The following is a 12,897-nucleotide window of genomic DNA, read 5'->3' as shown; positions in this document are numbered from 1 at the left end:
CTCGATTGGTGCGGACTGGCTGACAGGTGAACTTGCAAGGCTACCAGTGCGGGTCGCGTCGAGGTGTGATCAATCACCCCGGGTGCCGGTGGCGGGCCGGGGTGCGGTGGCCGGCGACTCGCCGGCGGTACGGCTCAGCCGGCGGGCCGGCAGCGCAGGACCTCGCCGATGAACGGCCGGGCGCTCGTGGGCACCTCCTGCCGGGTGCGGATGTGGCGCTGGCCGGGCTCCGCGGTCACGGTGGTCTCGGCGCTGCCCACCTGTGCCCCGTCGTGGGAGCGGGCCCGCAGCAGACAGGTGGCGGAGCCGCCGGGCGGCACGGTGACCCGGAAGTCGACCACCACCCGGGAGTCGGTGATGTCGGTGTAGCTGATCATCTCGCCCTGGTACTGCGGGTCGCCGTACTGGTAGTAGAGCTTCGCCGCGCCCAGCCCGAGGACGGCGAGGAGGACCGTCACAGTGAGGGCGAGCAGGAGTGGCCGGCGGCGTCCCGGCTCCCGGCGGCGGCCGTAGCGGCCCGGCGGGAAGGCCGGCGCCTCCGCGGCGACTGTGGCGTGCGTCTCGCTCACCGGCGGGTATCTCCTGGCGTTGTTGTCGGCGGCATCGGCAAGAATGGCTAGGTCCATCTTCCCAGCCCGGCGCTGAGTCAAGGATGGCAGGTCGGCCTGGACCGGCGGGCGTGGCCCTGGCCACTCCGGTGGCGGGCCCGGCCGGCCGTCACGGGGGCTTTCGCGGGCGCGGGGGGAGATTCCGGCAGGTCAGCCGGTCGGCCCGGGGGCCGGTCGGCGGGCACAGACGAGGAGCGCCGAAGGTGGCAGAACAGCTGCGTCTCATGGCGGTGCACGCCCATCCCGACGACGAGTCGAGCAAGGGCGCCGCCATGATGGCGAAATACGTCGCCGAGGGGGTGGACGTCCTGGTCGTCACCGCCACCGGTGGCGAGCGGGGCAGCGTGCTCAACCCCAAGATGGACCGCCCCGACGTCTGGGCGAACATCGGTGACATCCGGCGCGCCGAGATGGACGCCGCCCGGGCCATCCTCGGCGTCGAGCAGGCGTGGCTCGGCTTCGTCGACTCCGGGCTGCCCGAGGGCGACCCGCTGCCGCCGCTGCCCGAGGGCTGCTTCGCCCTCCAGGACGTGGACGTCGCCGCCGCGCCGCTGGTGCGCCTGATGCGGCAGTTCCGCCCGCACGTCGTCACCACGTACGACGAGGAGGGCGGCTACCCGCACCCCGACCACATCATGACCCACAAGATCACCGTGGCGGCGTTCGACGCGGCCGGTGACCCGGAGCGCCACCCCGAGCTGGGCGAGCCGTGGCAGCCGCTGAAGCTCTACTACGACGTGGGCTTCTCCCGCGCCAAGATCATGAGCCTGCACGAGGCGGTGCTCGCCGCCGGGCTCGAATCGCCGTACGGCGAGTGGATGAAGCGCTGGGACGAGCGCCCCGACAAGGGCGCCCGGATCACCACCCGGGTCGAGTGCGCCGACTACTTCCCGGTCCGCGACGACGCGCTGCGTGCGCACGCCACCCAGATCGACCCGGACGGCTTCTGGTTCCAGGTGCCGATGGAGCTGCAGAAGCGCGCCTGGCCGACGGAGGACTTCCAACTCGCCCGTTCGCTGGTCGACAGCCCGCTGCCCGAGTCCGACCTGTTCGCGGGCGTACGTGAGGCGTGCCGTGCCCACTGACCGGGCCGGGGGCTACCCTGGTGCTCAGTCGCACATCGGAGGAACACCATGCTGACCACCGTCGAGGTGCTCGCGCAGAACAACTTCGGTGACACCCGCACGGGTGGTCTGGCCGGTCCGATGGGCCTCTTCCTGATCGTCGCGCTGGCCACCGTCACCGTCCTGCTGATCCGCAACATGAACGCCCGGCTGCGCCGGCTGCCCGATCGCTTCCCGCAGCAGGGCGCCCCGGGCCGGGCCGATTCCGCAGTCGCCGATCCGACAGACGGGCTCGTCGAGCAGGATTCACCGACGAACGCGCCCAACGGCTCCCAGCAGCACCGGAACAGCTGAACACCGCGTGAATCACGTCGAAGCCGGTCGTCGCCCCCTGTTGCGACCACCGGCTTTGGCTTAGCCTTCCGCCGGGGGGACCGTCAGGCCCCGGACCCTGCGCGGAAGGGGGACGCCGATGTCGAAGACAGCACCGGCCCCCGACCATGCCCCGGCCCGACCCGTTGACGGGGCGGCCCCGTGACCACCGAGCCGGCCGACCGTTCCCCCGACCGGATCGGCCTGCGCGGGACACCGGTGGGCGTCGTCCTGCTCACCGTCGCGGTCGCGTTGACCGGTCTGCTCGCCGCCGCGCTCGGCCTCACCGTCCCGTCGCACCTGCCGGCCGGCGAGGCACTGCCCGGTCCGGCGTGCTTCGGCATCGCCGCCGCCGCGTTCGCGGTGGCCCAGCTCGCCCGGCTGCGCTTCCGCAGCGCCTCGGGCATGGTGAGCATCACCTGGGGCGAGGCCGCGCTCGTGGTCTGCCTCTGGCTGGTGCCGGCCGGCTGGCTCCCGGCCGCCGCCCTGCTTGGCGTGGGCGCCGCCTGGACCGCGATGTCGGTGGTCTCCGACCGCCGTCCCGCACTGGAACTGGTCGGGATCGCCGGTACGCTCACCGCCGCCACCGCGCTCGCCGCGGCCGTGGCCACCGCGCTCGGCCCGCCGCTGCTCGCCGCGCCGACCCCGGAGCTGGCGCTCACGCTCACCGCCGCCGCGGTCGCGTACCTGCTGACCACCGCCTTCCTGGGCGCCGTCACGCTCGCGCTGCGGCACGGCATCGCGATCGGGCCGCCGCTGCTCGCCGCGCTGCGCGGCAAGCTGCTCATGTTCGTCGGCAACGTGGCGGTCGGCCTGGTGGTCGTCGCGCTGCTCGAACTCGACGCGCGCTGGCTGCTGCTCCTGCCGCCACCGCTCTGGCTGCTCCAGCAGACCTACCGGCACCGGCTCCGCGCCGACCAGGAGCGGCGCACCTGGCGGGCGTTCGCCGAGGCCACCGCCGCGCTCAACCAGCTCGACGAGCGCGGTGTGGCGACCGCCGCGGTGACCGGCGCGCTCACCCTGTTCGGCGCGGAACTGGTCGAGGTCGACGTGGCCCGGGGCGAGGGCCGCTGGCGCCGCTACCGGGCCGACCGCGGCGGGCAGGTCCGCGATCGGGAGGTGGAGCCGTCCGCCGGCGCCGACCCGGGGGAGCACGAACTGGTGCGGCGCCTCGCGGTGGGATCGGCCGAGGTCGGGCACCTGCGGGTGCGGTTCGCCCGGTCCGCCCCGCCGAGCGCGCGGGAACGCGACGGCGTGGCGGCCTTCGGCGACGCCCTGGCCGCCGCCCTGCACGACGCCGCCACGCACCGGGAGCTGCGTCTGGTCACCGCCCGCTCGTCGTACGACGCGGTGCACGACCAGCTCACCGGACTGCTCAACCGGGCGGCGCTGCTGGCCAAGGGGGACCAGGCGCTGCGGCAGCGCGCGCACGACCACCCGGTGGCCCTGCTGCTGCTCGACGTGAACCAGTTCAAAGAAGTCAACGACACGCTCGGGCACTCGGCGGGCGACCAGTTGCTGCGGCTCACCTCCAACCGTCTCGCCGCGCTGACCCGGCCGGGCGACCTGCTCGGGCGCCTCGGCGGCGACGAGTTCGCCCTGCTGCTGACCTCGGTCCCGCTGGTCGAGGACCGGACGGCCCCGCTGGCGTACGCGCTGCGCCAGGCCCGGGAGGTCGCCGAGCGCCTCGCCGCTCCGACCGAGGTGGCCGGGGTACGGATGTCCGTCGAGGTGGCGGTGGGCGTGGTGGTCGCCGACGCGGGCGCGGCCGACCTGACCGAGCTGCTGCGGCGTGCCGACATCGCCATGTACCAGGCGAAGGAGGGCGGCGGCAGCGTCGCCGCGTACGACAGTTCCCGCGACGCGGCGAGCACCGACCACCTGGCGTTGCTCGCGGAGATGCGGGAGGCGCTGGCCGCCGACGACCAGCTGGTGCTGGCGTTGCAGCCGGCGGTGGACCTGGCCACCGGCGCGCCGACCGGGGTGGAGGCGCTGATCCGGTGGCGGCATCCGCGCCGGGGCTGGCTCGGCCCGGCCGACTTCATCCGCCCGGTGGAGAACAGCGAGCAGCTCGGCAGCTTCACCCGGTACGTGCTGGACAAGGCGCTGGAGGTCGCCTCCGGCTGGGCGCGGGACGGGCTGGACGTCCCGATCTCGGTGAACCTGTCCGCGCGCAGCCTGCTCGACCCGCGGCTGCCCGCCGAGATCGAGGAGGCGCTGCGCCGCCACCAGGTGCCGCCGCACCGGCTGGTTCTGGAGATCACCGAGACGGTGGTGATGAGCGAGCTGGAGGTCATCGACGAGGTGCTGGCCACGCTGCGTGCCATGGGCGTGCAGCTCGCCGTGGACGACTTCGGCACCGGGTTCTCGTCGCTGACGTTCCTCACCCGGATCGCCGTGGACGAGTTGAAGGTGGACCGCTCGTTCGTGCTCCGGATGGCCGACTCACCGGAGGCGGCGGCGATCGTACGGACCACCGTCGGGCTGGCCCACGAGCTGGGGCTGCGGGTGGTGGCCGAGGGCGTCGAGACCGCCGAGCAACGCACCGCGCTGGCCGAGCTGGGCTGCACCGCCGCCCAGGGCTACCACTTCTTCAAGCCGATGCCGGCCGACAAGATCGCCGCGGTGCTGGGGTCGCTGCGCGACGCCGCTGTCGGCAACGTCTTCCCGCTGCGCGCCGACGGCGCCTCCTGACCCGTGCCGCACCGGCGGCGTCGGAAGGCGATGGTGGATAGGGTCGGGTGGTGAACCGACTCGCCAAGGCCACCTCGCCCTATCTGCTCCAGCACGCCGACAACCCGGTCGACTGGTGGCCCTGGTGCGACGAGGCGTTCGCCGAGGCGAAGCGGCGCGACGTGCCGGTGCTGATCTCGGTCGGCTACGCGGCCTGCCACTGGTGCCACGTGATGGCCCACGAGTCGTTCGAGAACGAGGCAGTGGCCCGGCTGATGAACGACGACTTCGTCTGCGTCAAGGTCGACCGCGAGGAGCGCCCGGACGTCGACGCGGTCTACATGACCGCCACCCAGGCGATGACCGGGCAGGGCGGCTGGCCGATGACCGTCTTCGCCACGCCGGACGGCACCCCGTTCTTCTGCGGCACGTACTTCCCCCGCGCCAACTTCGTCCGCCTGCTCGGTTCGGTCGCCACCGCCTGGCGCGACCAGCGCGAGGCGGTGCTGCGGCAGGGTGCCGCCGTGGTCGAGGCGATCGGCGGCGCGCAGGCAGTCGGCGGCGTCACCGCCCCGCTCACCGCCGAACTGCTCGACGCCGCCGCCGGTCAGCTCGCCCGGGAGTACGACGAGACGAACGGCGGTTTCGGCGGCGCGCCGAAGTTCCCGCCGCACATGAACCTGCTGTTCCTGCTCCGGCACCACCAGCGCACCGGCTCGGCGCGCAGCCTGGAGATCGTCCGGCACACCTGCGAGGCGATGGCTCGCGGCGGCCTCAACGACCAGCTCGCGGGCGGCTTCGCCCGCTATTCGGTGGACGGCCACTGGACCGTGCCGCACTTCGAGAAGATGCTCTACGACAACGCGCTGCTGCTGCGGGTCTACACCCAGCTCTGGCGGCTCACCGGCGACCGGCTGGCCCGCCGGGTGGCCCGCGACACGGCCCGGTTCCTCGCCGACGAGCTGCACCGGGCCGGTGAGGGCTTCGCCTCGGCGCTCGACGCGGACACCGAGGGCGTCGAGGGGCTCACCTACGTCTGGACGCCCGACCAGCTCGCCGAGGTGCTGGGGGAGGACGACGGCCGGTTCGCCGCGGACCTGTTCGGCGTCACCGCCGACGGCACGTTCGAGCACGGCACCAGCGTGCTGCGGCTGGCGCGGGACGTCGACGACGCCGACCCCGAGGTGCGGGCCCGCTGGCAGGACGTGGTGGGCCGGCTGCTGGCCGCCCGCGACACCCGCCCCCAGCCGGCCCGCGACGACAAGGTGGTGGCCGCCTGGAACGGGCTCGCGATCACCGCCATCGCGGAGTTCCAGCAGGTCGCCACGCTTCTCGTGTCGCCCGACGACGAGGACGCGAACCTGATGGACGGCGTCCTCATCGTCTCCGACGGCGCGATGCGGGACGCGGCCGAGCACCTGGCCGCCGCGCACCTGGTGGACGGCCGGCTGCGCCGGGTCTCCCGGGACAAGATCGTGGGTGAGCCGGCCGGCGTGCTGGAGGACTACGGCTGCGTGGCCGAGGCGTTCTGCGCGATGCACCAGCTCACCGGCGAGGGGCGGTGGCTGAGCCTGGCCGGCGAGCTGCTCGACGTGGCGCTGGCCCGGTTCGCCGGCCCGGACGGCGCCTTCTACGACACGGCCGACGACGCCGAGCGCCTGGTCACCCGGCCCGCCGATCCGACCGACAACGCGACCCCGTCGGGCCGGTCGGCGATCGTCGCGGCGCTCGTGGCGTACGCGGCGCTGACCGGGGAGACCCGCTACCGGGAGGCGGCCGAGAAGACGCTGTCGACTGTCGCGCCGATCGTCGACCGGCACGCCCGGTTCACCGGGTACGCGGCCACCGTCGGGGAGGCGCTGCTGTCCGGGCCGTACGAGATCGCTGTGGCGACCGGCGACCCGGAGGGCGACCCGCTGGTGGCCGCGGCGCGGCGCCACGCCCCGCCCGGCGCGGTGGTGGTGGCCGGCGCCCCGGATCAGCCCGGCGTGCCGCTGCTGGCCGGGCGGCCGTTCGTCGACGGGAGGCCCGCCGCGTACGTCTGCCGGGGCTTCGTCTGCCAGCGGCCGGTGACCGGCGTCGACGAGCTGATCGCGCAGCTCGGCTGAGCGGGGCGGCCCGGGCCGCCCTCACGGTCCGGCCCGGTACCGGCCCTTATAGGCTGGCGGCGCTATGGACTCCCGTACCGGTCTCCCCGTCGTGGGCATGGTGGGTGGCGGCCAGCTCGCCCGGATGACCCACCAGGCCGCCATCGCTCTCGGCCAGTCGCTGCGCGTGCTGGCGCAAGCCCCGGACGACGGCGCCGCGCTGGTCGCCGCCGACGTCCAGTACGGCGACCACACCGACCTGGCCGCGCTGCGTACGTTCGCCAAGGGCTGCGACGTGGTCACTTTCGACCACGAGCACGTCCCCAACGAGCACATCCGCGCCCTGACCGACGAGGGCGTGAAGCTGTTCCCGCCGGCCGAGGCGCTGGTGCACGCGCAGGACAAGCGGGTGATGCGGGAACGGCTCGGCGAGCTGGGCGCGCCGAACCCGGCCTGGCGTCCAGTGGAGTCCCCGGCCGACCTGATCGCCTTCGGCGAGGAGACGGGCTGGCCGGTGGTGCTCAAGGCCGCCCGGGGCGGCTACGACGGCCGCGGCGTCTGGATGGTCGACGACGCCGGCCAGGCCGGCGAGCTGGCCGCCACGTTGCTCGCGGGTGGCACCCCGCTGCTGGTGGAGGAGCGGGTGGCGCTGCGCCGGGAGCTGGCCGTGCAGGTTGCCCGCTCGCCGTTCGGGCAGGTCGCCGCGTACCCGGTGGTGGAGACGGTGCAGCGCGACGGCATCTGCGTCGAGGTGCTCGCGCCCGCGCCCGACCTGCCCGAGGAGCAGGCCGTGGCCGCGCAGCAGCTCGCCATCGACCTGGCCACCGCGCTCGGCGTGGTCGGCCTGCTCGCGGTGGAGCTGTTCGACACGCCGTCCGGGCTGGTCGTCAACGAGTTGGCGATGCGGCCGCACAACTCCGGGCACTGGACCATCGAGGGGGCCCGGACCTCGCAGTTCGAGCAGCACCTGCGGGCGGTGCTCGACTACCCGATGGGGGACACCTCGCTGACCGCGCCGGTCGTGGTGATGGCGAACGTGCTGGGCGGCGAGCCGGGCGGCATCTCCATCGACGAGCGGCTGCACCACCTGTTCGCCGCCGAGCCCAGGGCCAAGGTCCACCTGTACGGCAAGCAGGTCCGCCCGGGCCGCAAGATCGGGCACGTCACCGTGCTCGGCAACGACCTGGCTGACGTACGGGCCCGGGCTGCGCGTGCCGCCCGCTGGCTCCAGGAGGGGCACTGATGAGCACGGTCGGGCTGATCATGGGCAGCGACTCGGACTGGCCGGTCATGAAGGCCGCCGCCGAGGCGCTCGACGAGTTCGGCGTGCCGTACGAGGTGGGCGTGGTCTCGGCGCACCGCACCCCGGTCAAGATGATCGAGTACGGCCGGACCGCCGCCGATCGCGGTGTCCAGGTGATCATCGCGGGCGCGGGCGGTGCGGCGCACCTGCCCGGCATGGTTGCCTCGGTCACCCCGCTGCCGGTCATCGGCGTACCGGTGCCGCTGAAGTACCTGGACGGCATGGACTCGCTGCTGTCCATCGTGCAGATGCCGGCCGGCGTGCCGGTCGCCACCGTGTCGATCGGCAACGCCCGCAACGCCGGCCTGCTGGCGGTACGCATCCTGGGCGCCTCCGACCCGGTGCTGCGCGACAGGATGGCCGCCTACCAGGCGAGCCTGGAGGATCTGGTCGCCGAGAAGGAAGCCGCGCTGCGCGCCTCCCTGATCTGACCACCCGTCACCCTGCGTGCTCAACGCCGCCTGGTTGCTCTGCGTGACCAACCTGGCGGGCGAGGATTGGTGCTCTCCGCCGCCTTTGCTCTGCAGCCATCGGCGCAGCACGGCAACGACCTGCGACGCGGCATTTCGACGCCGACAGCTCGGCGGCGGCGATCGTCACGTGGGGTAACTGCTGCGTCGGTGGGTGCAGAGCAAAGGCGGCAGAGGGGAATGCTCGCGCCGCGCCCGGCCGGCACGGAGCGTGACCGAACTGAGGGCGGTCGCGCACGGGGCCGCGGACCCGGACGCGAGCCGGCTAGGCCGACCAGTCACAGCCAGGCGGGGTCACAGCCCGGGCCAGGCGCAGCCCGGGCCGGTCACAGCCCGGGCCGGACGGCTCACCGCATGCCGCGCAGCGCGGTCTGGAGGCGTTCCTGGGCGCGACGGCGACGTTCGTTGCTCGCACCGAGCACCAGCAGCACGATGCCGACCGGGATCAGCACCAGCCACGGGCCGAGGCTGAACAACGCGTGCACGGCCGCGATCGCGGTCACCGTCGCGCCGACGATCACCGGGGCCTGCTGCCGGCTGGTCGAGCCGAAGATCAGCACCGCGACGGCGCCGAGCAGCAGCAGCACCTGACGCAGCATGCTCGATTCGGTCGCGATGACGATCGCCAGCGTGGGCAGGAACGCGGTGACCAGCGCCGGCCCGTACGCCACCCAGCTCGACAGGTCGGGCCGGTGCCGCAGTTGCAGGACGCCGACCAGCAGGGCGAGTGCGGCGAACGGCAGCGTGTACGCCTCCGGCAGCGCCACGTCGGCCACCCGCATCAGGATCCACCAGGCGCTGATCTCGCAGGCCACCACCGCCCAGAACAGAAGGTTGCGCTCCATCGGCCGGCGTCCCGGACGGCTGGCCGCCACCCCGAGGACCGCGCCCCATGCGGCCAGCAGCGCGGCGATGTGCCGGGGCGAGTCGTACGCCAGCGCCAGCGCGATGAGCGCCGCCCCGTAGCCGCTCCACTCGACTGTGGCCGCCTCCCGGTACGCCTCGGGGCGGCGCAGCCGGGGCAGCGTGGCGGCGAACACCTGCAACGCCGCGCCGACCGCGAGCACCCCGAACGCGGACCAGACGGCCGCCAGCCCGGACTTCAGGCCGATCGTGAGCACGAACAGCTGAGCCATCACCGAGCCGAACAACCAGCCCAGGATGCGCGCCCGCTGGGTGGTGCCGAACAGCGCGGCGACGGCACCCACGCCGACCGCCCCGCCGAGCGTGAACACGGTCAGGTCGCTCGTGGCGAGGCTGCCGGCGAGCCCGGCGCCACCGGCGGCCAGCCCGAGCGCGAAGACCAGCACCCGGGCCACCCGGATCGACCGGCCCGGCTCGGCGATCGCCGGCGGCGGGGTGAGCGCCAGCCCGAGCATCGAGATGGTGAACACCGCGAGCGCGGCCAGCGCGGTCACCGGCCAGCCCTTGCCGAGCGCCACCGGCGTGATCAGCAGCGTGATCGCCGCGCCGGGCAGGATCACCGGCACCGCCCGGGACCGGCGCCCGCCGCTGAACCCGGTGGCGGCGAGTGCCGCGGTCACTGTCAGCAGCAACGCGGTGAGCACGTGCGTGGGGTTGACCGCCTCCGGCGGCGGGGTCAGCAACTCCGGTGGCGGGCCCTGCCACACCCGGCTCAGCACCGCGAAGGGCGAGAACAGCGCCACCACGAGCGACGGCGCCAGGGTGGCCAGCGCCAGCGCGGTGGGCAGCGCCGCGGCGGCGAGCGCACCGGCGGCCGGGCTGACCCGCCAGCGCAGCTCGGGATCGTCCGGGGCACGCCGCAGCGCGCCGTTGAGCAGCACGGTCCAGCGGCGTACCGGCCGGCCCGAACCGGCGGGCGGGACGGTGGCGGCCCGCACCAGCTCGGCGAGCACACCGAGCAGCGCGGCGGCGGCGGCGAACACGCCCGCCGGCAGGCCGACAGCGAGCGCCGCGGCGGCGGTGACGGTGGCCGCGCCGACCACCGCGACGCTGGCGTACGGAAGGTACTGCGGCACCTGCCGGCGTACCGCCGCGATCGCGGCCAGACCGATGCTGGCGGCGGCGAGCGCGGCGGTGAGCACCACCTGGGGCGGGCGGCCGTACTCGACTGCCAGCGCGGCCACCGCGCCGGGCAGCGCGAGCACTGCGGCCCCGGCACCCGCGCCGCCCACCTGCACCAGGTGCGGCGGCATGCCCTCGGTGCGGATGTCGTCGACGAGCGACGGCGCGAGCGTGCGGGCCACCGCGGCCACCGTCGCGCCGATCAGCGCGATGCTGCCGAGCGCCAGCGCCGTGGTCCACGGCCGTACCAGCCCGGCCCCGGCCGCGTGCAGCGCCACCACCCCGGCCACGGTGGCCCGGGACAGCGCGGCCCGGGGATCGACAGCGGCCGCGGCGGCCATGCCGTAGACGGTGGCGACCATGCAGCCGACCAGCACCGGGGACCACCAGGGCAGGTCGAACGCGGCGGGTGCGCCCACCGTGGCGAGCACGGCGGCCAGGCCGGAGACGTCGTACTTCCACGGTGGCGGCAGCAGGATGGCCGCTGTCACCGCCAGCAGCGCCAGCGCCACCGGGGCCTGCCAGGTCGAGCCGCCGGTCGGCGCGGCCGGCCAGCCGGTCAGGTCGCCGGCCCAGATCGGGCCGGGCGTGGCGAGCACGCCGAGCCCGCCGCGCAAGGCGCTCCAGGCGGCGATCAACCCGATCAGCGTGCCACCGGCGGCGATGCCGAGGATCGGGCCGCGCCGCCACTCGTCGGGCAACGCCCGGGCGGCCACCGCGACCAGCAGCACCAGCGCGGAGGCCACCACGAGCTGGCCGCCGGGAGCGAGCACCGCGGCGATCCGGGCCAGCGTGGCGACGAGCGCCACCGTGGTGGCGGCCAGCGCCAGGTCGGACCCGTCGAGGGACATGTCGGCCCGGCGCCCGGCGTCGATGCGCGGAGCGAGCGCCAGCAGCGCGGCGGCGACCAGGAGTAGGCTGCCCACCCAGGCGTCGGCCGAGGTCGCGCCCGGCGCGCCGAACGCGGCGGCGGCGACTGCCACCGCGCCGAGCACCGTGCCGAGCGCGTGCGGCATGCTCAGATGCCGCTGCGCCACCTGCACCAGGGCGGCGTAGCCGAGCGTCACGCAGACGGCGAGGAAACTCGCCGCGAGGATCGGCACGGTGATCTCACGCAGGTTCGCCGGTGTGGCGACCGGCGGCGTCGGCACCGTGGCCGCCACGAACGCGGCGACGGCGCCGGGCAGGGCGAACGCCGCGCCACCGGCGGCCCAGGCGCAGACCGTCTCCGTCGCGGCGGCGGCGAGCCGGACCCGTGGGGCGAGGGACACCAGCGCCCCGGCCAGGAACAGCACCGTCAGCGCGGCGGCGGTGAGCGCCGGGCGGGCGAGCGCCGCGCCCGCGCCGATCAGGCCCAGCCCGCCCGCTGTCACCGCGTGCGCCACCGCGGCCCGTTCGGTGCGTGCGGTCAGCCCGAGCACGCCGACCGCGACAGCGGTCAGCAGCATCGGCCAGCAGGCCGCCGCCCAGCCCAGACCGAGCGACGCGGGTACGGCGAGCGCGGTGAGCGCCGCACCGACCACGGCGAACTCGCGCCGGATCTCGGCCGGCAACGCGATCACGGCGGCGACGGTCAGCAGCAACGCGCTGGCCGCGAGCTGCCAGCCGGTCGGGCCGACCGCCCCGGCCAGCTCGGCGTGCCATTCGCTCAGGTCCGCCGACCACGCGGGCAACGCGGCCCGGACCGGGGCCAGCCCGGCGCGCAGCGCGCCACCGGCCACCACCAGGCCGCTGACCGTGAGCGCCACCGCGGAGGCGATCTGCGGACCACGCCGGGCCGTCTCCGGTACGGCCCGGACGGCGAGCCCGGTCAGCGCGATGACGGCGGAGATGAGCAGCAGGGACCGGCCGGGCAGGGCCACCGAGGCGACCCGCCCGAGCGCGCCGATGACCGCCAGCGTGAGGATGCCGGCGCCCACGTCCGGCAGCGGCGGCCGGCGTAGCACCAGCGTCCCGGCCAGCGCGACCAGGGCGGCGAGCAGCAGCACCGTGCCCGCGGCTGCGGCCGGCGGCACCGTGGCGGCGCGCAGCAGGCCGGTGACCGCGTACGCCAGCGCGAACGCGACCGCCACGCCGTGCAGCAGCCAGGTCAGCTCGGGCAGCCAGGGCACCGGCCGGGCGGTGCCGGTGGCGGCCGGACCCGGCGGCGTCTCACCGCCCAGCACCTCGGCGGACTCCTCCGGCGCCGACTCGGGCCGGTCGTCGTCGGCGCGTTGCCGGGGCGGGACGGGCGGGGCCGGCTCGGTGGCGGGCAGGTCACGCCGGCCGGGGCGC

At 75.0% G+C, this 12,897-nt stretch carries 8 protein-coding genes; 6 read left to right on the top strand and 2 right to left on the bottom strand.

Translation table 11 applies throughout. From position 1 onward, the window contains the following. Positions 1-134: 134 nt before the first annotated feature. The gene (locus EAD96_RS15635) at positions 135-569 is read right to left on the bottom strand and encodes a DUF4307 domain-containing protein (protein ID WP_121684807.1); all 435 of its coding nucleotides are present in this window, start codon (positions 567-569) and stop codon (positions 135-137) included. Between the two features lie 242 nt (positions 570-811). On the opposite strand from EAD96_RS15635, the gene mca reads away from it, so the two are divergent. The 6 genes from mca (at position 812) to purE (ending at position 8,538) form a co-directional block, all read left to right on the top strand. Beyond that, positions 812-1,693, top strand: a complete 882-nt coding sequence (gene mca / locus EAD96_RS15630) for a mycothiol conjugate amidase Mca (RefSeq protein ID WP_120571569.1) — start codon at positions 812-814, stop codon at positions 1,691-1,693. A 48-nt stretch (positions 1,694-1,741) separates the two neighbouring features. Next, a complete protein-coding gene (locus EAD96_RS15625) occupies positions 1,742-2,026 on the top strand; it encodes a hypothetical protein (RefSeq protein WP_120571568.1) in 285 nt (94 codons plus the stop codon). Positions 2,027-2,206: 180 nt separating this feature from the next. Further along, positions 2,207-4,738 carry a bifunctional diguanylate cyclase/phosphodiesterase gene (locus EAD96_RS15620; protein ID WP_121684806.1) on the top strand — a complete coding sequence of 844 codons (2,532 nt, stop codon included), beginning with the start codon at positions 2,207-2,209 and terminating at the stop codon, positions 4,736-4,738. Between the two features lie 50 nt (positions 4,739-4,788). Next, positions 4,789-6,825 (top strand): thioredoxin domain-containing protein, encoded by a 2,037-nt coding sequence (locus tag EAD96_RS15615; RefSeq protein ID WP_121684831.1) that lies wholly within the window; start codon positions 4,789-4,791, stop codon positions 6,823-6,825. Positions 6,826-6,889: 64 nt separating this feature from the next. Beyond that, complete coding sequence (locus tag EAD96_RS15610; RefSeq protein WP_121684805.1) at positions 6,890-8,047, top strand: 5-(carboxyamino)imidazole ribonucleotide synthase; 1,158 nt, start codon at positions 6,890-6,892, stop codon at positions 8,045-8,047. Beyond that, entirely contained in the window at positions 8,047-8,538 is a 492-nt protein-coding gene (gene purE, locus EAD96_RS15605; protein WP_121684804.1) for a 5-(carboxyamino)imidazole ribonucleotide mutase, read from the top strand. The genes EAD96_RS15610 and purE overlap by 1 nt, the downstream gene beginning before the upstream one ends. 386 nt (positions 8,539-8,924) lie before the next feature. Here purE and EAD96_RS15600 read toward each other — a convergent pair. Further along, on the bottom strand, positions 8,925-12,897 hold a 3,973-nt coding region (locus tag EAD96_RS15600; RefSeq protein ID WP_121684803.1), incomplete at its 5' end, for an SCO7613 C-terminal domain-containing membrane protein.

Source organism: Micromonospora sp. BL1, assembly GCF_003667485.1.
GTDB classification, from domain to species: Bacteria; Actinomycetota; Actinomycetes; order Mycobacteriales; family Micromonosporaceae; genus Micromonospora; species Micromonospora tulbaghiae.
This window is presented reverse-complemented; position numbering and strand designations above follow the sequence as displayed.